The organism is Bradyrhizobium huanghuaihaiense (assembly GCF_007830635.1).
Taxonomy (GTDB): Bacteria; Pseudomonadota; Alphaproteobacteria; order Rhizobiales; family Xanthobacteraceae; genus Bradyrhizobium; species Bradyrhizobium huanghuaihaiense.
This window is the reverse complement of sequence record NZ_VLLA01000013.1, coordinates 76,765-99,029: the sequence shown is the minus strand read 5'-3', so window position 1 is coordinate 99,029 and position 22,265 is coordinate 76,765. Positions and strand designations below refer to the sequence as shown.

Annotated in this window: 14 protein-coding genes and 1 tRNA gene; 10 read left to right on the top strand and 5 right to left on the bottom strand. The window is 64.2% G+C overall.

All coding sequences use genetic code 11. The features are described 5' to 3' along the window. Positions 1–158 precede the first annotated feature (158 nt). Both IQ16_RS24850 and IQ16_RS24845 read right to left on the bottom strand, forming a co-directional pair. On the bottom strand, positions 159–1,757 hold the full coding sequence (locus IQ16_RS24850; RefSeq protein WP_018643343.1) for a GMC family oxidoreductase: 1,599 nt from the start codon (positions 1,755–1,757) through the stop codon (positions 159–161). A gap of 117 nt (positions 1,758–1,874) precedes the next feature. Next, entirely contained in the window at positions 1,875–3,344 is a 1,470-nt protein-coding gene (locus IQ16_RS24845; protein WP_018643342.1) for a coniferyl aldehyde dehydrogenase, read from the bottom strand. A 310-nt stretch (positions 3,345–3,654) separates the two neighbouring features. On the opposite strand from IQ16_RS24845, the gene IQ16_RS24840 reads away from it, so the two are divergent. Continuing rightward, positions 3,655–3,731: transfer RNA gene (locus tag IQ16_RS24840), tRNA-Met, on the top strand. Positions 3,732–3,828: 97 nt separating this feature from the next. Beyond that, the gene (locus IQ16_RS24835; protein WP_018643341.1) at positions 3,829–4,719 is read left to right on the top strand and encodes a PhzF family phenazine biosynthesis protein; all 891 of its coding nucleotides are present in this window, start codon (positions 3,829–3,831) and stop codon (positions 4,717–4,719) included. Positions 4,720–5,063: 344 nt separating this feature from the next. Here the strand turns inward: IQ16_RS24835 and IQ16_RS24825 are convergent, their stop codons facing one another. Next, the gene (locus tag IQ16_RS24825) at positions 5,064–5,594 is read right to left on the bottom strand and encodes a hypothetical protein (protein ID WP_018643339.1); all 531 of its coding nucleotides are present in this window, start codon (positions 5,592–5,594) and stop codon (positions 5,064–5,066) included. 243 nt (positions 5,595–5,837) lie between these two features. On the opposite strand from IQ16_RS24825, the gene IQ16_RS24820 reads away from it, so the two are divergent. The 6 genes from IQ16_RS24820 to IQ16_RS24795 all read left to right on the top strand — a co-directional run bounded on the left by IQ16_RS24820 (position 5,838) and on the right by IQ16_RS24795 (position 17,480). Continuing rightward, positions 5,838–8,894: an ATP-binding protein gene (locus IQ16_RS24820; RefSeq protein ID WP_018643338.1), complete on the top strand. Its 3,057-nt coding sequence runs from the start codon at positions 5,838–5,840 to the stop codon at positions 8,892–8,894. Between the two features lie 134 nt (positions 8,895–9,028). Then, on the top strand, positions 9,029–10,072 hold the full coding sequence (locus IQ16_RS24815; protein WP_018643337.1) for a helix-turn-helix domain-containing protein: 1,044 nt from the start codon (positions 9,029–9,031) through the stop codon (positions 10,070–10,072). 241 nt (positions 10,073–10,313) lie between these two features. Continuing rightward, positions 10,314–12,035, top strand: coding sequence for a ShlB/FhaC/HecB family hemolysin secretion/activation protein (locus IQ16_RS24810; RefSeq protein WP_026312049.1), 1,722 nt, complete (start codon positions 10,314–10,316; stop codon positions 12,033–12,035). A 19-nt stretch (positions 12,036–12,054) separates the two neighbouring features. After that, on the top strand, positions 12,055–15,411 hold the full coding sequence (locus tag IQ16_RS24805) for a two-partner secretion domain-containing protein (protein WP_018643335.1): 3,357 nt from the start codon (positions 12,055–12,057) through the stop codon (positions 15,409–15,411). A 321-nt stretch (positions 15,412–15,732) separates the two neighbouring features. Beyond that, entirely contained in the window at positions 15,733–16,944 is a 1,212-nt protein-coding gene (locus tag IQ16_RS24800; RefSeq protein WP_018643334.1) for an OpgC domain-containing protein, read from the top strand. A gap of 47 nt (positions 16,945–16,991) precedes the next feature. Further along, positions 16,992–17,480, top strand: coding sequence for a DUF2059 domain-containing protein (locus IQ16_RS24795; protein WP_018643333.1), 489 nt, complete (start codon positions 16,992–16,994; stop codon positions 17,478–17,480). A gap of 54 nt (positions 17,481–17,534) precedes the next feature. Here the strand turns inward: IQ16_RS24795 and IQ16_RS24790 are convergent, their stop codons facing one another. Then, positions 17,535–18,740 carry an ABC transporter substrate-binding protein gene (locus IQ16_RS24790; RefSeq protein WP_018643332.1) on the bottom strand — a complete coding sequence of 402 codons (1,206 nt, stop codon included), beginning with the start codon at positions 18,738–18,740 and terminating at the stop codon, positions 17,535–17,537. Between the two features lie 165 nt (positions 18,741–18,905). Between IQ16_RS24790 and IQ16_RS24785 the strand changes: the two genes are divergently transcribed. Continuing rightward, the gene (locus tag IQ16_RS24785; protein WP_018643331.1) at positions 18,906–19,673 is read left to right on the top strand and encodes a FadR/GntR family transcriptional regulator; all 768 of its coding nucleotides are present in this window, start codon (positions 18,906–18,908) and stop codon (positions 19,671–19,673) included. Between the two features lie 54 nt (positions 19,674–19,727). After that, a complete protein-coding gene (locus IQ16_RS24780; protein ID WP_145831803.1) occupies positions 19,728–21,341 on the top strand; it encodes an acyl-CoA synthetase in 1,614 nt (537 codons plus the stop codon). A 36-nt stretch (positions 21,342–21,377) separates the two neighbouring features. On the opposite strand, the gene IQ16_RS24775 is transcribed toward IQ16_RS24780, so the two are convergent. Continuing rightward, complete coding sequence (locus tag IQ16_RS24775) at positions 21,378–22,067, bottom strand: AraC family transcriptional regulator (protein WP_244635837.1); 690 nt, start codon at positions 22,065–22,067, stop codon at positions 21,378–21,380. Positions 22,068–22,265 lie beyond the last annotated feature (198 nt).

Here is a 22,265-nt window from a genome sequence, read left to right as displayed (position 1 = left end):
TTTACTCCGCCGTCGTCCCGGCGAAGGCCGGGACCCATAACCACGAAACGTAGTTTGGCGAAGACTCGGAGTTATCAGCGCGCCCCGCAACTTCTTCCTGGAGGTATGGGTCCCGGCCTTCGCCGGGACGACGTCGGAGGATAACGCAGCAGCGTCGCCTAACTCGCCCGCATCTCCGCCCTGATCATATCCGCCGCCTTCTCCCCGATCATGATGGTCGGCGCATTGGTGTTGCCGCCGATCAGCGTCGGCATGATCGAGGCGTCGACGACGCGCAGGCCTTCGACCCCGTGCACCTTCAGCGCGGGATCGACCACGGCCATCGCATCCGTGCCCATCCTGCAGGTGCCGACCGGATGATAGACGGTGTCGACGCGCTCGCGCAGAATGCTGCGGATGTCGTCGTCCGTTCTCACATCGGATGTGAACATGTCCTTTTTCTGCAGCGCGCGCAGCGCGGGCGTCTCCATCAGGCGCCGTGTCGTCTTGAAGCCGGCGACCATCGCCTCGAGATCCTCCGCCTCACCCAAGAAGTTCGGATCGATCATGGGGGCTGCGAGCGGATCGGCGCTTTTCAGCCATACGCTGCCGCGGCTCTTCGGTCTGAGCAGACAGAAATGGCATGAGAAGCCCGCTTCCTTGTGACGCTTGCGGCCGTGGTCGTCGAGCATCGCGATGACGAAGTGCAATTGAATGTCGGATACGTCGAGGTGGGGCTGCGTCTTCAGGAAGCCGCCGCACTCGGCGAAATTGGTGGTCATCAGTCCGCGTCGCTCGCGGCGGTACCGCTGGATCGCGCGCAACAGGGATGGCAGCCGTCCAAGGGACGAGTGAACGAAGTGCGGATAGTCGGAGGCGTAGACGAACACGAAATCCGGATGGTCCTGCAGATTGCGTCCGACGCCCGGCAGGTGATGGACGACGCCAATGCCGTGCTCGGCGAGCGCATTACCGTCGCCGACGCCCGAGAGCATCAACAGCTGCGGTGACTGGAAGGCGCCGCCAGCGAGGATCACCTCGCGGTGGGCGCGCAGCTGCCTTGTCTGCCTGCCCTGCACATATTCGATGCCGACTGCGCGGTCTCCTTCGAACAGGATTTTGGTTGCTTGCGCCCCCGTCTCGACCCGCAGATTCGCGCGCTTGTCCATGTGCGGCTGCAGATAAGCGCGCGCCGCGCTCCAGCGCTCGCCATTGCGCTGCGTCACCTGGTAGCTGCCGAGCCCTTCATGGTCCTCTTCATTGAAGTCCTCGCGGATGCGGAACTGCGCCTCGCGCGCGGCCTGATGGAAGACGTCATGGATCGGATTGTCCGAGCGCAGTCTGTTGACGTGCAGCGGGCCGCCCTTGCCATGATATTCGCCGTCGAAATCGGCGTTGTGCTCCGAGCGCTTGAAGTAGGGTAGCACGTCCGCATACGACCAGCCCGCGTTGCCGAGCGCGGCCCAGTGGTCGTAGTCCCATTTGTGGCCGCGGATGTAGACCATCGCGTTGATCGCCGAGGAGCCGCCGAGGCCCTTGCCGCGCGGTTGATAGCCGATACGGCCGTTCAATCCCTTCTGCGGCACAGTATCGAAGGCCCAGTTGGCCGCGCTGTATGGCAAGGCGATCCCGAATGGCGTGGTGATTCGCCAATTGTCGTTCCGCCCGCCCGCATCGAGCAGCGCGACGGATGTCGCCGCATCCTCCGACAGCCGGCCTGCGACGGTGCAGCCGCCCGAGCCCGCGCCCACGACGACGAAATCGAATGTGTCGGTCAATGTTGTTCCCCCTGTCCCTCTTCTCGTCATTGCGAGCGAAGCGAAGCAATCCAGACTGTCGCCGCGGAGGGATTCTGGATTGCTTCGCTGCGCTCGCAATGACGGTGTTCGTGTCAGCTACGACATCAACCGCATCAGCTTCTCCAGCCGCGCGATCTTGCCGCCATAGGGCGGATAGAGATCGGCGAGGCGGTTGAACTTCGAGCGATAGAACACCGGCTTCAGCTTGCTGAACGTGCGAAAACCCCATTCGCCGTGATAGACGCCGCTGCCGGATGAGCCGACGCCGCCCATCGGCTGGTTGATTTGCGCGAAATGAAACAGGCAGTCGTTGACGGTGACGCCGCCGGAGATCGTGCGCGCCAGCACCTCGTCGCGCACGCTGCGGTCCTTGCCGAACCAGTACAGCGCGAGCGGCCGCTCGCGCGCGTTGACGAAGGCGATCGTCTCGTTCGCATCGCGAGTGCCCAGCACCGGCAACACGGGGCCAAAGATCTCCTCCTGCATCGCCGCCATGGCTTCGGTCGTACCGAGGATCAGCGTCGGCGGGAATTTGCGGTGCGCCTTCCAGTTGGGATCGTCCGCCTTCGCCGGCTGCAGGATCTTTGCGCCGCGCTGCGCGGCATCCGCGACCAGTCCCTCCAGCCGCGCATAATGCCGGTCGGAGATGATGGAGGTGTAGTCCCTGCTTGCGGGATCGGCGCCGAACATGCGCCGCATCTGCGCGCGCACCTTCTCGGCGAAAGCCTGCACGGAATTTTCCGGCACCAGCACGTAGTCCGGCGCGATGCAGGTCTGCCCGGCATTGAGCAGCTTTCCATAGGCGATGCGCTCGGCGGCTTCATCGAGATCGGCGGAAGCATCAATGATAGCCGGCGACTTGCCGCCGAGCTCGAGCGTGACAGGCGTCAGATTGCGCCCCGCGGCCTCCGCGACCAGCCGCCCGACCCGGGTCGAGCCGGTGAAGACAAGATGATCGAAGGGGAGGCTCGCAAACGCCTTTGCGACCTCGTCCTCAACGCCGGTGATCAGCACTTCGGTCGCATCGAACCTTGCGGCCACCGTCTCCTTCAGCAGTGCGGAAAAGTGCGGCGCGAGCTCGCTCGGCTTGATGATGACACGGTTGCCGGCGGCGATTGCGCCGATCGCGGGCGCGAGCGTCAGCTGCAGCGGATAATTCCAGGGCGCGATGATGCCGACGACGCCGAGCGGCTGCGGCATCAGCCGGTTGCGCGCGGGCAGGAATTGCAGCGCGGTGGCGATGCGCTGCGGCGCCATCCAGCCCTTCAGGTGTTTTGTCGCATGCCGGATCTCGCTGTAGACCATCATGGCTTCGGCGATGGTGGTCTCGACCGAAGAGCGGTGGCCGAAATCGGCCGAGATCGCCTGCCGGAATCGTTCTTCATTGTCGGCGACCACAGTGCGCAGCCGCGCCAGCCGGTCGAGCCGCTCGGTCAGCGTCGCGGCCGGCTCGGCCCGCGACCGCGCGACCATGGCATGGAAGCCATCCTCCAGCGCTCCGACCGTGGCGCTCGTCAGGGGGCGGTCCAAGGGATGATCCAAGGGACGATCCAAGGCGTGGTCCATGGCGTTCTCCCCTCAAAGGCGTTTGCCCCGATTTTTGTTGCCGCAAGCTGGCCGTTTGCGGAACTTCTGGCAAGTCTACGGCAAATCGACCGGAATCCGGTCCATCAGCCTGTCATAAAGTCGAAAAAAACGTCCCCGCAGCCCTTTCCAAAGGCAGCCCGCCTTGATACATACCCCCCGCACCCGACGGGCTTCGCCCCGGGATTGCCTTCCAAGGAAGCCTTTGGGACGGAAGAGAAAAGCCACGCGAACAGCGCCGGCCCTCATCCACCGTCCCCGGCATTTCGACGAAGGCAAAGCAACGGTTTAACGCGGGGTGGAGCAGCCCGGTAGCTCGTCAGGCTCATAACCTGAAGGTCATAGGTTCAAATCCTATCCCCGCAACCAAATTCGGATTTCACCGGATCCGATACGAAAACGGCCCGCTTGATGCGGGCCGTTTTTGTTTTCAGGATGTTGGGGCAATCGTGAGGTGAGTTATCCAATGACCGAGGTCGAACTCGTCAATGTGTTCACGCACATGGGGCGTGGCGGCAATCCGTGTCCGATCGTTGTCGACGCTTCGAATCTTCCCACCGAGGCGATGCAGTCCGTGGCGCGGCACTTCGGGCATGAGTCGGGCTTCGTGCTGCCGGCTCCGGGACTCGATTCTGACTATGTCTTCCGCTTCTGGGTTCCGCGACACGAGATGGAGATGTGCGGTCACGCGACGATTGGCGCGCTGTGGCTGCTCGCGGCCAAGGGCCTGTTGTCCGGCGATCAGGTTCGCATCGAGACGCGCAGCGGAGCTGTGACAGGTTATGTCGATCATGGCAGCTCGGGCGAGCCGTCCGTCGAGATCAGCCAGCCTGTCGGCAAGGTCGTCGATCTCTCGCGTGCCGAAGAGGAGGACGTTCTGTCGGTGCTCAAGCTGTCGCGCCGCGATCTGCTCGACCTGCCCATCCAGAACGCCGTCACCTCGCGGGTGAAGACGCTCATCCCGATGAAGGGCGTCGGCGCGCTCAACGAGCTGGTGCCGGACCCCGCGCAGATCGAAGCGTGTTGCGGGCGGATCGGGTCCACCGGTCTTTATCCCTACGCCGTGGACCATCAGGGCGAACGGCGCTTCGAGGCGCGGCAGTTTCCGAAATCGTCGGGCTACCCGGAAGATGCTGCCACCGGCATTGCCGCCGCGGCGCTCGCCTTCGGGCTGCTCAGGAACGGCCTTGTCGCGCGCGACAGCGGGCGGATCACCATCATGCAGGGGCGGGCCATGGGAGCCTTGTCCGAGATCCGGGTGCGCCTCGGCTTCGCGGGCAGCAGGCCTGTCGGCTGCCTGCTCGGAGGGTCTGTGGCGCGCGTGGAGTCGCACGCCTTGCAGCTCCAGCCGCGATGAGGCGCGGGCAGAGCGTGACGTAACCCGCCGGCTCCCTCAAAACTCCTTGATCACCTTCCCGTCCGCTCCCACCAGCGTCGACGGTGCCTCGCCAAACACCAGCCCCTCCGGCTGAAACTTGATGTCGACCTTTTCGCCCGCGCTCCCTGTCCAACGCGCGCTGCGGTCGTCCTCTTCAGAGGTGACTCGCGCACGCACGGAAGAGGAGTGGATCATCTTCGTGCGACGGGGCCGTGACGGGAGGTGGGACGGGCGCGATACGGCGCACCCCGGCAAACGAAACGCCCGCGCGCCTTTGGCGCACGGGCGTCGATGGTTCTCTTAACGAAGCAGAATGTTTCTGATCAGTCCCTGTGCGGGCAGACCATCGTGAGATAGAGCAGCGTCGGCTTGTCCGAGCCCTTCTTGTACTCCCACTCCAGCCGGATCTCGTGCCGGTGGGCATAGGCATCGCTCGGCGCGTGGACGATGATGTTGGTCTTCATCGGGATCGGCGGCTCGGAATTGAAGCATTTCCGGACGCAGGCATCGAGCAGGTCGCATCGCGTCAGGGGAATCACGCCCGGCTCATCCCTGGAGAGGGGGACCGTGTTCGGCTGGGTGCTGAGGTCGAGACGAGCCCGGCCCTTCTCCTTGTGCCAGTACTTGGCGCTTCCTTGCGGCCACTTGGAGGCCGGCGTCAGAATCAGATGGTACTGACCGTATTCCAGGGTCGGCAGATCGATGTCGTCCGATGCCTTGAGCTTGGCCACGCTCTTCTTCATGTTCGCCAAGGGATAGTAATTGCTGTTCATCAAATTTCTGAATGAAGCCCCATTGTAGGTTTTCGAGCCCATCGCCTTTTCCTTCAATATGTCCTTGGCTTTGAAATACATACGACTCGGCGACGCCGCCCAGTTTAACCAAACCGGGTGCCGCCGAAACATATGCCCCATCCTTGCTGGGATTGTTCACGCTACCACTCAGGACTGTATTTCGTCCAGATCGCCAACCGTGTTGTGCTCCGCTAACGGTGAGGAGCGGGCCCGATTGCTAAGCGGTTCTCGATAGGTATTCTTGTCGAGAGATTGTTCGCGGATTCTGATCGACAGAATGGCCGCGACCTTTGAGGCGCAGGAATGCATTGCTTCGCGTGTCAGTCGGCGATCAATCCGGACGATAGCTGGTGCTCCAAATGCGGAGCCGCAGTGCGTGAGCGGGTCGACCCCGATAGTGAACGTCGCTTCGTGACCATTCTTCGTGCTGACGTCATAGACTCCACGGGTCTCGTTGCCGATTTGGAGCCGGAGGAGGCTGTCTCGCGCCTCGAGCCGGCGCTGGCGGCCATGAGGGCCGCCGTACGTCAGTTTGGCGGCATCGTCAGCAAGGAGCTGGGAGACGGGCTGGCGGCGGTCTTCGGCGCCCCGATTGCCGACGACAACCACGCGCCCCTGGCCTGCCACGCAGCCATCGAGCTTGTCCGGCGTGTCAGCAGCCTCGGCGATCCAGGGCTTCAGGTGAGGGTCGGCCTCCACTCCGGCCATGTCGTCGCCTACATGGTCGCCAGCGAGTTTTCCAAGGTCTACGAGATCGGCGGGGCCGCCCAGCATCTGGCCGCGCGGTTGGAAGCGGCGGCCGAGGCGAATCAGATATTCGTCTCCGAAGCCTGCCAGGAGCTCGCGGACGGGCATGTTCGCTTTGAATTCCTCGGCCGCAAGGCGCTCCGTGGCTTTGGTGAGCCACTGCCTGTGTACCGGGTCATGGGCGCGAGCGATCTCTCGAGCTGGCGGGTCCGGCGTGCCCGCAGTGTTTCTCGATTTGTCGATCGAACGACGGAGCGGGCCCTGCTGTGGCGGGCAGCGGAACGGATCTCGGCCAGCCGGCAGACGGTTCTGCTGATGGGTGACGCCGGCATTGGAAAGTCACGGCTGGCCCATGAGTTCGTGCAGGACCTTCGGACGGGAGGTTGGCGGTTGCTCGACACCGAGTGCAGTCCAAATCTTCAAGGGGCACCATTCAGCACCCTGAAGCGCCTCGTGCTGTCGCTCCTGGAAGCAGTGGCCAAGGACCCGGATCGTCTGGAAGATCCCAGAGAGGGCCTGTCGGCGATCCATCGCTTGGCGATCGACGCGGTGTTGGATGTACCCATTTCCGACACGCGCTGGAGCGAATTGGAGCCTTACGCGCGAGGTCGCGCGATTTCCGAGGCAAGCTGTGCGGTTGTGGAGAGTATGGCCCGCCACAGGCGGACCGTCCTCCTCATCGAGGACTTGCACTGGGTCGATCGCGCCAGCGACGCCGTTATTGCCGCCCTTGCGTTGCTACAGGCGCCGAATCTGCTCGTATTCCTCACGAGCCGGCCGAACGGAATGCCGGAATGGATTGCACGCTGTCACGCGGAGGTGATCGCGATGCAGCCATTGGACGATGATTCAGGAAGGGCAATGCTCGCCGACATGCTCGGCACTTCCGTCACAGATACGGACTTGAAAAATCGTATCATTTCTCACACCGCCAACGTTCCCCTGTTTATCGAGGAAGTGTGCCGTGGTCTGAAAGATAACGGTACGCTTCGTGGGCAATGGGGTGACTTGTCTCTTGTTCGCCCCATTGAAGAGCTCGGTATCCCCTCGAGCATCCAGGGAGTGATTGCGGCGCGGCTTGATCGAGTGCCGAGGCAGCAGCGCCAGGTCTTGCAGGTCGCAGCTGCGTTGGGACCGCGATCGAGCGAAGCCGTGGTACGACGAGTCTCGGAGTTGCCTGAAGACACCCTCCAGGACTGCCTCGCGTCGCTCGACCGGGCCGAGTTGCTTGTCAGGATCGATAGCGATCTCGAGAACTCGCTCGAGTTCAGGCACGAAATGGTCCGCCAAGTGACCTACGAGTCGATGGTTGAAAAGGTGCGCGAGAGCGTACATGCACGTGTTCTCGCGGCCTTCGAGAGCGACGAAACCTGGAGAGATGATCCCGACGCGCTTTGTTATCACGCCTTGCGTGCCAAGGACTGGCCGAAGGCGTTCAACTACGGAAGAAGTGCCGCGCAGAAATGCCTGTTGCGATCGGCCTATGTCGACGCTGTCGATTACTTCCGGACCGCAATGAGTTCACTCGACAGGACGCCGTTGACGGATCTGCGGGAGACCAACGCCATCGATCTCCGGATGGAGGCGCGTATGGCATTCATCTGGTCCGGTCGGGTCGCTGAATGGATTGATCTGGGAAAGGAAGCCGACCAACGGGCCAGCGAGATCGATGATGTCGGCAGGAAGGTTGCCGCCATGACGGTCATGGCGGGTGGACAGAATTTCTACGGGACGCCTACCGAGGCTGTCCTCCTTGGCGAGGAAGTCGTTGGTCTTGCCGAGAAGTCGGGGAATCCGGGGTGGCGCAACCTTGCGCAGTACAATCTCGGACAGGCATATTTTCTTGCGGGGCGTTATCGCGAGGCCGAACAGACATTCGCACGAGGCCGCGCTCATCTCATGGGACCTGACGCGATTGCGCCCTTCGGCACGCCCCCGAAATACACACTCCTGCTCTGCTGTATGATGAAGAGCTTCACCCACACGGTCATGGGCGAGCTCGACGCCGCCGAACAGCTCCAGCAACAGGCCGCCGCGATCGCCGAGGAGACCGGCCGTCCCTATGACCGCGTCGCTGCCGCCTATAGCGGCGGCTGGTTGAAGCTCGGCCGCAACGAACCCGCGGCGGCCGCTGCCATCCTCGAAGACGGTTTTGTCCTCGCGCAGAAGCACGGCATCCGGCTGTTCGTGCCGGTGCTCGCCTGCCATCTCGGCATCGCCTATCTCGAGCAGGGGCTGTTCGACCGGGCGCGCGGCATGCTGACCGAGGCGCGCGAGGAGGCGAAGGCGGTCGGCTATACCTCGGCGGTGCTGCGCAGCTCGATCTATCTTGCGCTCGCGACCCACCGCCTCGGCGATGTCCAGGCCGCGCAGAACATGCTGCGCGAGGCCCGAAACACCGCCCGCCAGCAGGGCTTTTCCGGCCTCGAGGCCGAAGCGCTGTTCGGCGAGGCCATGGTGACGCCGCCCTCGGGCGCGGCGAACAAGGCCGCGATCCTCGCCGCCTTGCGCGCCGCCATCGCGATCGCCTCCGACAGCGGCGCGCTGCCGCTGAAGCACAAGGCCGAGTCGATGCTGAACGAGATGCTCGCCCGCGGCGACGAGCTGACCTGACAGAATGGCAGCCGTTCGATGCAGGTCACGGGTGTGCAGCCGCAGGCGGCACAGGTCTGGACACATCTGGAAATGATCACGGCCGCGCACTAGGTATCGGGACACTGGTTCGTAAGCGGTGAAGGGGAAGTCAGGTGCAGGGGGCGGACGACAACGCGGCAGATCAATCGCCGCTTCCTCATTTCATACTTGATACGCAGGGCACGCCGCACAAGCAGGCTTTGGCGATCTGGCACGAGCAGGTCGGCCTCCTCGGCCAGACCCGGCTCAAGAACCCCGAGCGCTTCCACGCCCGGGTCGAATATTATCAGCTCGGCGCGCTCGTGCTCGGTACGGCGAAGACGCAGGCGCAATCGTTCGACCGCTCGCGCTACCAGATCGGACGTGACGGCGTCAGCCATTATGTCCTGCAGTTCTATGTGGACGGCGGCTGCCGGCCGCGGTTCGGCGCGCAGACGGCGTCGAGTGCATCCGGCGATTTCATGACGTTCGATTGCGCGCAGCCGCAGATGACGGAGACGCCGGACTATGCCAGCATCCACCTCTTCGTGCCGCGTCCGCTGCTGGCGCCGCTGCTGAGCGCGCCGGACGAGCAGAACATGCGCATCTTCTCCGGCGGCGGCGCGCTGGTCGGCATGTTCCGGGATCATTTGATGGCGCTGTGGCGCCGGGCACCCCTCCTGACCGTGCGCGAGGGCGAGGCGCTGGCGAAGCCGACGCTGGAGCTGGCGGCAACGGTGATCAACGGCTCGGTGCGCGAGGATGCCGCAAGCGGCGTGCAGCTCGCGCTGTTCGACATGATCTGCCGCCATGTCATCGACCATGCGCTGAACCCCGAACTGACACCGGAGAGCATTGCGGCGCACTTCGCCATCTCCCCGCGAAAACTGTCTTATTTGTTCGAGAATGCGGGCGGCATCGCGAGCTACATCGGGGAGCAGCGCATGCATCGCGCCCGGATGGCGCTCGCCGATTCGGCGCAACGGCACAAATCGATCTCGGACATCGCGGAAGCGCATGGCTTCGTGCATCCGCAGAGCTTCACCCGCGCCTTCCAGCGTCTGCACGGGCTGACGCCGCGCGAGTTCCGGGCCCTGGCGCGCGATCAACGCTCCTGGGACCCGCAACTCATCACGCGGCAGATGTGGTGGAAGTGGATGACCGGCATCCCGTCCTGAGAGGCAGGGTCGAGCGGTTTGCGCGCAGGGTGAAATTTCCGCGGAGCTTTTGCGCGCAATGAGAAATCGAGTCGTCGCCTCGCAGTTTCGCTGGCGGGTTGCATAAAGCCCGTGGCATGCCCGTTGCGGGCGCGCCCAAAGCCATCATCCGGGGACACTGCAAGCGATTCAAGTCGCTGATGTTGTTGCCTAATTGCCTGAAGGCCGTGCCCGTGGAAGTGAAGCGGGTTGTCGGATGGGAATGAGACGGTGCCGGGCGGTCTGGGCGGCGATGCTGGTGGCAGGCGCCGCGGTCCCAGCCGATGCGCAGGATGCCGGATCGCTGCTGCGCGAGATGCAGCGGCAGCAGGAATTTCAGCGGCAGGAAAGGTTGCCGGCCCCTGACGGGATATCTCCGCAGCGGGCGCCCGCGGCGATTCCGGACCGGGGCGAGCGCATCACCGTGAAGGGGGTGCGCTTCACCGGCAAGGTGGAGCTGCTGCCGAACGACGCGCGCGAGCAGCTCGTCGCTGCGGTGCGCGGCAAGCGCCTCGGCATCAAGGGGCTCTATGCGCTGGCCGATCAGGTCACCGCCGCGCTCCAGGGCCGGGGCCGGCTGCTGGCGCGCGCGCTGCTGCCGCCGCAGGACGTCACCAACGGCATCGTCACGATCGAGATCGTCGAGGGCGCGCTCAAGACCATCACGCTCGATCGCGCCAAGGGCGTGCGCGTGCGCGAGGATCTCCTGCGCGCCATCATCGAGGGCCGGCTCAAGCCGGATGGCGTGACGCGGCAGGATCTGGAAGACGCGCTGCTGCGCATGAACGACCTGCCGGGCGTATCGGTGCACGCCAAGCTCGCGCCGGGCGAGGCGCCGAACACCAGCAGGCTCGTGGTCGACGTCGCCCAAGTGCCCATTCTCGGCGGCGGCATCTGGGCCGACAATTACGGCAGCTCCAACGTCGGCAAGGCGCAGGCCAACGGGCTGGTGACGCTCACCGACGTGTCCGGCTATGGCGACTTCACACGGCTCTCCGGCACGGTGTCGCAGGGGCAAGAGTACGGCACGCTGGTGACGAGCATGCCGCTCGGTGCCAGCGGCCTCGTCACCAATGCGAGCTACAGCTATCTCGGCTACCGCAACATCGACGCCATCGGCCGCGCGCTCGGTCTCACCGGCTTTGCCCATTTCGCCAATGGCGGGGTCGACTACGGCTTGATTCGCTCGCGCGATTTCAACCTCCAGCTCGGCGGCGCGGTGACCTGGAAGGCGCTGGTCGACGACAGCATCGCCGGAAAGCTCCAGGACAAGCGCTCCACCTCGGGCACGCTCAGCTTCAGTGGTGACCGGCGCGATGGTTTGCTCGGCGGCGGCATCACCAACTGGTCGGTGAGCTGGACGTTCGGCGATCTCGATCTCGGACGCGTGCCGGGCGCGCTTGCGGCGGATCAGGCCGGGCTGAAGACGCAAGGGCAGTTCAACCGGATCAATGCCGCGGTCGCCCGGCTGCAGGCCTTGCCCGGCGACTTCGCGCTGTTCGGCCGGCTCTACGGGCAATGGGCCGGCAAGAACCTCGATTCCTCGGAAGATTTTGCGCTGGGCGGACCGTTCGGCGTGCGCGGCTATCCGGTCGGCGAAGCGCGTGGCGACATGGGCGTGCTCGGCACGCTCGAGCTCCGCTACAACGCCCCGCTACCTCAGCGCTTCGGCAGCCTCCAGCTCGCGAGCTTCGTGGACGGCGGCTACGTCAAGCTCAACGTGTCGCCGAACGGCGTCCCGCCGCTCAATGTCTGCGGCTGCAATGACTACGGGCTTGCCAGCGCCGGTCTTGCCGCGCGCTGGACGCGCGAGTGGCTGAACGTGTCGGCAAGCTGGGCCCATACGCTGGGCGACAATCCCGGCCGCTCCATCATCACCGGCGCCAATGCCGACGGTGTCAAGGCCAGCGACCAGTTCTGGCTGCAGGCCGGCATTCGCTTCTGACGTTTCGAGAGGGCACGCCATGACATCGATCCTGCCGAAGAAGCGTTTCGCAATCGCCCTGTCCGCGACCACGATGCTGACGCCGCCGGCGCTCGCGCAGACCCTGCCGACCGGCGGACAAGTCGTTTCGGGACAGGCCACGATCAGCCAGTCCGGCAATGCGATGACGATCAACCAGTCGAGTGAGCGGATGATCGCGAACTGGCAGAGCTTTTCGATCGGCGCCGGCAATTCCGTGACCTTCAATCAGCCCGGCGCTTCGTCGGTCGCCCTGAATCGTGTCGTCGGACAGGACCCGTCAAAAATCCTCGGCAGCCTCAGCGCCAACGGTCAGGTGTTCCTGATCAACCCGAACGGCATCGCCGTCGGCAAGACCGGCAGCGTGCAGACTGGCGGCTTCGTCGCATCCACGCTCGGCATCAGCAACGCGGATTTTCTGGCCGGCCGTTACAATTTCACCGGCAGCAGCGGTGCGATCAGCAACGAGGGCAGCATTTCCGGCAAGGTGGTGGCGTTGATCTCGCCGAGCGTCAGCAATTCCGGCACCATCACCGGCAGCACGGCGCTCGCGGCCGGCACTGACGTTCTGCTCGATTTCAATGGCGACGGTCTGCTCTCGGTCGAGGTCAAGGCCTCCACGGTCAAGACCCTGGTCGAGAACAAGGGACTGATCCGCGCCGATGGCGGCGTCGCCATCCTCACCGCCAAGGGCGCCAGCGACGCCATGAAGGGCGTCGTCAACAACACCGGCATGGTGCAGGCCGCGAGCATCGGCAGCCGCAACGGCCGCATCCTTCTGCTTGGCGACGCCAGGCACGGCGAGGTCAATGCCGGCGGCACGCTGCGCGCCCGATCGGTCGAGACCTCCGCCGCCAAGGTCAGTCTCGCCGCAGACCTGAAGGTCGACACGTTGGGCGGGCACTGGCTGATCGATCCCGTCAACATCACCATCGACGCCAATTACGCGGCGGCCTTGCAAACCGCGCTTGCGAGCGGCGACGTGACCGTGACGACTTCCGGCAGCGGCACGGATGCGGGCAACATCGCGGTCAACGCGCCGATCAGCTGGGCATCGCACATCCTCACCTTGCGTGCCGACAACGCCATCAGCATCAACGCGCCGCTGACCTCGACCGGTACGACCGGCCTCGACGGCCTCGTGTTGCAATATGCGCAGACCACCACGACGGGCACCTATAGCGTCAATGCGCCGGTCAATCTCTCCGCCGGCAGCCTCTTCCGGACCCAGAATGGCAGCGCCGCGCCGATCACCTACACCGTGATTACCGATCTCAACGCCCTGCAGAACATCAATACGAATCTCATCGGCAACTATGTGCTGGGCACGAACATCGATGCGAGCGCCACGGCCGGCTGGAATGGCGGCGCGGGCTTCACGCCGATCGGTGGCAATGGCGGTTCCAGCTCTTTTTCCGGAATTTTCGACGGGCTGGGCCATGTCATCAGCAACCTGACCATCAACCGGCCGAGCACCGACAATGTCGGTCTGTTCGGCTACATCGATGGCGCGACCATCCGCAACGTCGGATTGGAAGGCGGCAGCGTGACGGGCAACAATGCCGTCGGCGGGCTGGTAGGATTGAGCGGTCTCTGGGTCTACGGCGGCACGAGCAGCGTCGCTCCCAACACCATCAGCAACGTTTACAACACCGGCAATGTGACCGCCATCGGCGCCTTGGTCGGCGGGTTGGTCGGCGACGCCTGGATCACTGCGATCAGCGACTCACATGCCACCGGTACGATTGCGGGCTATGGCGCCGCCGGCGGGCTGGGAGGGCGCGTCGTCGCCTCGTTCGTTTCCAACTCATATGCCACCGGCAACGTGTCCGCGACCTGGGACGGTGCTGGCGGGCTGATCGCGTACAATATCGGCACGTGGATGGGACCGAACCCCGCGGATTATGCCATCGGTACGGTGAGCCACTCTTATGCCACGGGTACCGTATCTGGCGGCATCATGGTCGGTGGCTTGTTGGGGTACAGCAACATCGGTCTCGTCACCGACAGTTACGCCACCGGCAATGTTTCGGGCACCGGCGCAGTTGGCGGCACAGGCACATCTGCCGGCGGACTGGTGGGGTTCCAACAGTACAGCCGGGTGGATCGGTCTTACGCCACCGGCAACGTGTCCGGTGTCGATGCGGTCGGCGGGCTGGTGGGAGCCAGCTGGTACGGCGCTGTGGTAAGCCAGTCTTACGCGACCGGCAACGTGTCCGGGACGCGTTCGGTTGGCGGGCTGGTCGGGCACAGCAATGAAGCCGTTTGGGTGCTCGATTCCTACGCCACGGGAGCGGTTTCAGGAAATTCCGAGGTCGGCGGGCTGGTGGGGATGAATCAGGAAAGCAACGTAGTCCGGAGCTACTTCGCGGGCACCGTGTCGGGAACCAGCAATGTCGGCGCGATCGTGGGGCTGAACTGGGATGGCGGCCAAGTCATCCAAAGCTATGCGAACAGGGAGACATCGGGGCAGAGCGCCGCCTGTGGCGGATCCGGCGGCGTCGGCAACGTCTGCGACGGCAGCATGCTCACCACAGCTCAGCTGCGCGATCCCTTCACCTTCATCAACAACGGCTATGACTTTGCCGCCGTCTGGGGCAAGTCCGTCAGCGGCGCCAACAACGGCATGCCGGTGCTGCGCGCGTTCGGCGACACCGTCTACGATGCCTATGTCAACGTCGCGGGCTCGGCCAGCACCACCTATGGCACGCTGGCCTCGCTCGGCGGATTGACCGCGACCGGCGTGAATGCCGATCGCGTCACGCTCGGCTGGGGCAGCGCAGTGACGACCTCGCTGGGCGCGGGCAGCTACAATCTCAGCGGCCCTGATATTCTCCGCGCGACCGGTTCGGGCGGCCCGGTCTATATCGGATCGACCGCGGTCGGTCTGACCGTCGGCAAGGCGCCGCTCACCATCACCACCAATGCGTCCAAGACCTATGACGGCATCCCCTTCTTTGGCGGCGCCGTCACATATTCCGGATTCATGAACGGCGAGACCGCGTCCGTGCTGTCAGGCGTGCTTCACTATGGCGGCACGGCGCAAGGCGCTGTGAATGTCGGAAACTATAGCCTGACCGCATCGGGCCTCTCTTCGGCCAATTACGACATCACCTATATCGACGGTCGGCTCCAGATCATGGCACGGGACATGGGCGGCTGCTCTCTCGGGGCCGGCGGCAGCCCGGTCTGCGGCGCCACGTCGCCCGATCCCGCCGCTCCAATTGGGTTGAGCGATCTCGCGCCGATCGAGATCGTGCCGCCTCCGCCGCCGACGATCGCGGATGCTGGCAAGATTACGTTTGGTCCCACCTGTCGCGCTGGCGACGGGAAGCAATGCCCAGCCGTATCGCAATGAGAAGCTAGCCGCTGTATTTTTTTACCGCCCGAGCCGTCGTTTCTTGCCCGACGACGCATTTGAATTCCGTAAATCAAGCAATGCCTTAGCAGGCCGCGTCTACTGTGCATGGGGTTGTTTTCGATGTTTTTTCCCGGTGGCGCGGCCCGGTGGATGGCCGGCGCCGTCACGACGAACAAAGTCCCTTGCGCAGACACGGAGGTCGGCTACCGTGGACGGGCAGCTGGCCATTGGGTCAGGTGACCTTTTGAATCGCATTTTTTAGCATTCCATTTTGCCGGCGCCGCCATGGCGCGACGCCCACCGGAAGAGGCGGGGGCCATGATTACAAAGGACCAGTCAGCACTCCTTGCGCCGATCGAGCGCGACCTGCGGCTCGATCTCTTCCGCGGCATCGGGCTGTGGATGATCTTCCTCGACCACATCCCGCACGACGTCGTGGCCTGGCTGACCTTGCGCAATTACGGCTTCAGCGATGCCGCCGAGTTCTTCGTCTTCATCTCCGGCTACCTGGTCGGCTGGATCTACGGGCCGATCGTCGCGGGCGGCTGGTTTCTCGCCGCGCTGAAGCGGCTGTGGCGGCGCGCGCTCGAGATGTATGTCGCCCACATCATGCTGTTCCTGCTGTTCACGGCGCAGATCGCCCGCACCGCGCGCCGCTTCGACAATCCGATGTACGAGCACGAGTTCAACGTGTTCAATTTCCTGTCGCATCCGGACGAGCTGATCGGGCAGGCGATCGTCCTGAAGTACAAGCCGGTCAATCTCGACGTGCTGCCGCTCTACATCACGCTGGTGTTCGCCGCCCCCTTCATCGTGTGGTGCCTGGTGCGCCGGCCGAACCTGACGCTCGCCGGCTCCGTCGTGCTCTACGTGCTGTCGCGCTGGTTCGACTGGAACGTGGCGTCCTATCCGCCCGGCAGCCATTGGTACTTCAACCCGTTCTGCTGGCAGCTGATGTTCGTGTTCGCGGCCTGGTGCGGCATCGGTCAGGTCGAGAAGATCGCGAAATGGGTCTGGTCGAGAGCTGCGATGGCGCTCGCGGCGGCGTGGCTGGTGTTCGCGCTGCTGATCGTGATGACCTGGCACGTCCCCGCGCTCGAGGCCCTGATCCCGAAATGGATGATCAAGGCGATCTACCCGATCGACAAGACCGACCTCGACATGCTGCGCTTCACGCACTTCCTGGCGCTGGCGATCTGGGTGACCCATTTCGTCTCGCGCAAATGGCGGGCGCTGCATGCCGTCTGGCTGCGGCCCGTCATCCTCTGCGGCCAGCATTCGCTCCCGATCTTCTGCCTCGGTGTGTTCCTGTCGTTCTCGGCGCACTGGATCCTGACCCAGTACACCAAGGGCGTCTGGGAGCAGCTCGCCGTCTCCATCGCCGGCATCGTCATCATGGTCGGCGCCGCGTGGCTGCTCGGTCGGGCCGAGCGCGTGCCGAACCTGTTCGTGAAGGTGACGGAGGTCGAGGAGCCGGAGATGGCGGCCGAGAGCAGCGCAACCGCCACCGTCGCCCCCGCGAGCCGCTGAAGCATCGCGCCGCCCGCTTTTCACGGAGAGGTCCAACGGAGAGCTCAATGTCCAGACGTTTGTTGACGATCGCCGGCACTCTCCTGTTTCTCGTCTGCGACGCAGCGGCACAGGCGCCGTCGCCGGAGGCGATGAGCGCGGCGCGCAAGCTCGTCGTCACCTTGAAGATCCCCGACCAGTACCGCGCGTTGCTGCCGCAGCTCCTGCTCAAGCTGCGGCCCGTGGTCTCCCAGGACAGGCCGGAGATCGAGCGCGACTACGATGCGGTGACGGCGCCCGGCTCCGAAATCTATGCTCCGTTCATTGCGTCCATGACCGAGCAGATCGCGGCGCTCTATGCCCAAAGTTTCACGGTGGATGAGCTGCGCCAGATCGACAGCTTCTACGCCGAGCCCGCCGGCCGAAAGCTCCTGGAGAAGTCGGATGCGCTGGCGCAGGCAAGCGCGCAGATCAGCCAGGACGTCAGCCAGAAGGCTGCGGACGAATTGAAGCAGCGCCTCATCGAGGCGCTGCGCCAGAAGGGGCACAAGCTCTGAGATCGGACCGGGAGACCAGGCACGCGAGCGGGAATGCTCGCGTGCCTGCTTGTCTCACTTTACCAGCGGGCAGCCGCCATCCTTCAGCGGCCGGAACGCCTGATCTGCAGGGACCTCGGCGAGCAGCTTGTAGTAATCCCACGGTCCCTTCGATTCCTCGGGCTTCTTCACCTGGAACAGATACATGCTGTGCACCATGCGGCCGTCCTCGCGGAGCGTGCCGTTGTCGGTGAAGGCATCCTTCACCGGCAGTTCGCGCATCTTGGCCATCACCGTCTTGGTGTCCTTGGTGCCGGCGGCCTGCACGGCCTTGAGGTAATGCAGCGTCGCGCTGTAGGTCGCGGCCTGGTTCATGGTCGGCATGCGCTTGACGCGCTCCAGGAAACGCTTGCCGAAGGCGCGGGTCTTGTCGTTGAGATCCCAGTAGTAAGCCTCGGTGATGATCAGCCCCTGCGCGAGCTTCAGTCCCAGGCTGTGCACGTCGGAGATGAACATCACGATCGCAGCAAGGTTCTGGCCGCCGGCGACGATGCCGAACTCGCCGGCCTGCTTGATCGCATTGATGGTGTCGCCGCCGCCATTGGCAAGCCCGATGATCTTGGCCTTGGAGGCCTGCGCCTGCAGCAGGAAGGAGGAGAAGTCCGCGGTGTTGAGCGGATGCTTGACGCTGCCGACCACCTTGCCGCCAGCGGCCTTCACGACGTCGCCGGTGTCGCGCTCGACCGAATGGCCGAACACGTAATCGGCGGTGAGGAAGAACCAGGTGTCGCCGCCGTTCTTGACGATGGCGCTGCCGACGGTGTGCGCGTTGGCATAGGTGTCGTAGGTCCAGTGCGCCGTATAGGGCGAGCAGGATTTGCCGGTGATGTCGGAGCTTGCCGCATCCGTCACGATCATGATCTTCTCGTACTGCTTCGACAGCTCCATCACCGCGAGCGCGGTGGCCGAGGTCGGCAGGTCGATGATCATGTCGACGCCTTCAGTCTCCCACCATTTGCGGGCGATGGTCGAGGCGACGTCGGGCTTGTTGAGCACGTCGGCCGAGACCATGTCGATCGGCTTGCCGAACATCTGCCCGCCGAAATCCTCGATCGCCATCTTGGTGGCCTCGACATTCCCCATGCCGCCGATGTCGGAATAGACCGAGGAGAAGTCGGAGAGCACGCCGATCTTGAGCGGGGTCTGCTGGGCCGATGCGGGGATGATCAGGGCAGCCGACAGCAGGCCGGCCGCAGACACGAGGGCTGCGATAGGTCTCATGGATACGTTTCCTCTTATGCGGGGCTATTCTGTCCCTTTGTCCGACAAAGTTAGAGCGAGGTTCCGCAGGAGTCAATTTGCTGCATCTACGGCCTAAATGATGCAGTTTGACGCGGTTTCGGGCAGGCCCTATAGTTTGTCCGACAAACGCCATTAGGAGCTATCGTGCCCGTCGCGCCGCTGTTCCGCCCGATCGATGTCGCGCCGGCCTATCAGAAGGTCGCTGACGCCATCGAGCGCGAGATCGTCAATGGTCGCATCAAGCCCGGTGATCCCATCGGCACCGAGCACGATCTGGTCCGCCAGTTCGGCGTCAACCGTTCGACGATTCGCGAAGGCATCCGCGTGCTGGAGGAAGGCGGGCTGATCCGCCGCGATTCATCGCGCCGCCTGCACGCCTGCCTGCCGCGCTACAGCAAGCTCGCGAGCCGCCTCAGCCGCGCTCTGGTTCTGCACGAAGTGACCTTCCGCGAGCTCTACGAGGCGTCGATGACGCTGGAGGTCGCCAGCATCGAGGGCGCGGTGGAGCGGGCGAGCGAGGAGAACCTCGCCGAGCTCGCCGACAATCTCGCGCGCAGCGAGGCGGTCGTTGGTCATCCCGCAGCACTCGCCGAATGCGACGCCGAATTCCACGTGCTGGTCGCAAAAGCTTCGCAGAACCGCGTGCTCCAGCTTGCGCGCGAGCCTGCGGCGCAACTGTTCTATCCGACCACCGAGATGATCGTGACCGGCGTCGCCGAAGGCGGCCCGCGCCTCGTCGCGGCGCATCGCCATCTCATCGACGCGATCCGCCGGCGTGACCGCGAAGCCGGGGTGCTGTGGACCCGCCGGCATTTGCAGGACTGGCGGCGCGGCTTCGAGAAGATCGCCTCGCTAGATCGGTCGGTCGAGCACATGTACATGGAGCACGCGCAGGCGGCCCGGCGCAGATGACGCAAGATTTCAAGCAATAAACCCAACAAACAAAGACATCACACGGAGGGACACATGACCGGCGACATCGCAGCCACCATCTCGAAAGCACGCGAGCATTCCATCGGCGATCTCTTGCGCCGGTCGGCGGGCCGCGAGCCGAACAAGCTCGCGGTGAGCTGCGGCAATGTGAGCTGGACCTTTGCCGAGATGGATGCGATCTGCAACCGGCTCGGCCGCGGCCTGCTTGGACTCGGCGTCAAGAAGGGGGACCGCCTCGCCGTGCTTTCGCGCAACTCGCACGCCTTTGCCGCGCTGCGCTTCGCGGTGGCGCGGATCGGCGCGGTGCTGGTGCCGATCAACTTCATGCTCAATCCGGATGAGATCAATTTCATCCTGAAGAGTTCCGGCGCAAAGCTGCTCGCAACCGGCCCCGATTTCGTCGAGCCGGCGAAGGCCGCAAGCGCGAAGGATTGCGCCGTCGAAAAGATGATCTGGCTGCCGGGCGAAGATCCCGCGACGGCTCCGGCCGGCCTCACCACTTTCGACGAGCTTCTCGTCCCCGACGGTTCTTTCTTGGAAGCATCGGTCGACAGCCGCGATCTCGCGCAGATCGTCTACACCAGCGGCACGGAGTCCCTGCCCAAGGGCGCGATGCTGACGCATGAAGCGGTGATGTGGCAGTATGTCAGCTGCATCATCGACGGCGGCATGAGTGTCGAGGACAAATTCCTGCACGCGCTGCCGCTCTATCACTGCGCTCAGCTCGACGTCTTCCTGGGGCCGCAAATCTATCTCGGCGCCTCCGGCGTGATCACGGGCAAGCCGACCGCCGACAACATCCTGGCGCTGATACAGGCGCACAGGATCACGTCTTTCTTTGCGCCGCCGACGATCTGGATCGCGATGCTGCGCTCGCCCAACTTCGACAAGACCGACCTGTCGACGCTGCAGAAGGGCTATTACGGGGCCTCGATCATGCCGGTCGAAGTCCTGCTCGAGCTGCAACGCCGGCTGCCCGCCGTAAAATTCTGGAATTTCTACGGCCAGACCGAGATCGCGCCGCTGGCGACCGTGCTGCGGCCCGAAGACCAGCTGCGCAAGGCCGGTTCGGCCGGCAAGCCGGTGCTCAATGTCGAGACGCGCGTGGTCAATACGACGATGGAAGACGTCAAGGTCGGCGAAGTCGGCGAGATCGTGCATCGCTCACCGCATCTGCTCTCCGGCTATTACAACGATCCCGTCAAGACTGCAGCGGCGTTCGGCGGCGGCTGGTTTCACTCCGGCGATCTCGCCACCGTCGATGACGAGGGCCACATCACCGTGGTCGATCGCGTCAAGGACATGATCAAGACCGGCGGCGAGAATGTCGCGAGCCGCGAGGTCGAGGAGATGGTCTATCGCATTCCAGGGGTTTCCGAGGTCGCCGTGGTCGGCCTGCCCGATCCGCGCTGGATCGAGGCGGTGACCGCCATCGTTGTGGTCAAGAGCGGCGAGATGCTCGACGAAGACACCGTCATCAAGCATTGCGCCGGCCATATGGCGCACTTCAAGGTGCCCAAGCGCGTGATCTTCGTCGATGCCCTGCCGAAGAATCCGAGCGGCAAGCTGCTCAAGCGCGAGCTGCGCCAACGCTTCGTCGGCGGCGAGACGCTCGACAAGGCGGTCCAGAAGAGCTTTGGGACATAGCAGGCGTCGTTCCGCCGCTGTCGCGGCGGAGCTCGTCTATTCGGCCTCGCCGGCCAGCTTCCTGACATCGTCGGGCGTCGCTCCGAAACGGCGGCGAAACGCGCGATGGAAGTAGGAGACGTCGTGAAATCCCGCGAGGTGCGCGATCTCGATGATCTTGCGCGAGCGCAGGCCCGGATTTCGAAGCAGCCGCTCGGCGCGCAGCAGACGCTGCTCGAGCACGAAGCCGCTATAGGTGATGCCGGCCTTCTCGAACAGCAACTGGATCGTGCGCGGGCTGATGCGGTGCGTGGCCGCAAGGTCGGACAGCGACAGTGCGGCTTTGTCCAGCTGCGCCAGAATGTCGGCCTTGATGGCTTCGAAACGCGCCGCCGCAAGGCCGCGTAGTCGCGCCTCCTCGGCGACATCGCCGCGCGCCCCGATCATCAGCACGGAGAGGTCGAACAGGTGCTGCGAGACCGCGTCGAGCTCCGCGGGCGCGAGCTTGTCCGCATGCGCATGCGCGAGATCGTAATATCGCAGGAACATCGACGTGATCGGATTAGCGCCGGAGATCGACCGCGCAATCAGGTCCTCGGCATTCGGGCAGGCGCGCAGCAGGGCCTTGCGTGGCAGCAGCGCGGTCTGGAAATTACCATACCCCGTCTGAGTAATGTGGGCGCCCTTGATCGAGGGATCGCCGATCGTGACGTCGCCGGCCGCGATTTCCAGGGGGCGTTTTCCCATGGTCCCGCTTAGCGCCGAATTGGGCGACATCGTAATCACCAATTCGTCGTTCGTTCCCAACGACACGAAAGACATCGGCGTACCGAACGAAGCCGAGAGTCTGAGGCGGGGAAGGATGGCCGGCGCAATGGTCCGGTGGACGCGCCCTTCGCCGACCGGCACGAAATCGACGTTCGCCACCTGACGGCAAAACTGCTC

Excerpts from the sequence above, each read along its gene's own strand:
- IQ16_RS24845 (WP_018643342.1), bottom strand. The coding sequence starts at position 3,344 with ATGGACCACGCCTTGGATCGTCCCTTGGATCATCCCTTGGACCGCCCC.
- IQ16_RS24835 (WP_018643341.1), top strand. The coding sequence starts at position 3,829 with ATGACCGAGGTCGAACTCGTCAATGTGTTCACGCACATGGGGCGTGGC.
- IQ16_RS24825 (WP_018643339.1), bottom strand. The coding sequence starts at position 5,594 with ATGTATTTCAAAGCCAAGGACATATTGAAGGAAAAGGCGATGGGCTCG.
- IQ16_RS24820 (WP_018643338.1), top strand. The coding sequence starts at position 5,838 with ATGCATTGCTTCGCGTGTCAGTCGGCGATCAATCCGGACGATAGCTGG.
- IQ16_RS24810 (WP_026312049.1), top strand. The coding sequence starts at position 10,314 with ATGAGACGGTGCCGGGCGGTCTGGGCGGCGATGCTGGTGGCAGGCGCC.
- IQ16_RS24805 (WP_018643335.1), top strand. The coding sequence starts at position 12,055 with ATGACATCGATCCTGCCGAAGAAGCGTTTCGCAATCGCCCTGTCCGCG.
- IQ16_RS24800 (WP_018643334.1), top strand. The coding sequence starts at position 15,733 with ATGATTACAAAGGACCAGTCAGCACTCCTTGCGCCGATCGAGCGCGAC.
- IQ16_RS24795 (WP_018643333.1), top strand. The coding sequence starts at position 16,992 with ATGTCCAGACGTTTGTTGACGATCGCCGGCACTCTCCTGTTTCTCGTC.
- IQ16_RS24790 (WP_018643332.1), bottom strand. The coding sequence starts at position 18,740 with ATGAGACCTATCGCAGCCCTCGTGTCTGCGGCCGGCCTGCTGTCGGCT.
- IQ16_RS24780 (WP_145831803.1), top strand. The coding sequence starts at position 19,728 with ATGACCGGCGACATCGCAGCCACCATCTCGAAAGCACGCGAGCATTCC.
- IQ16_RS24775 (WP_244635837.1), bottom strand. The coding sequence starts at position 22,067 with ATGGGAAAACGCCCCCTGGAAATCGCGGCCGGCGACGTCACGATCGGC.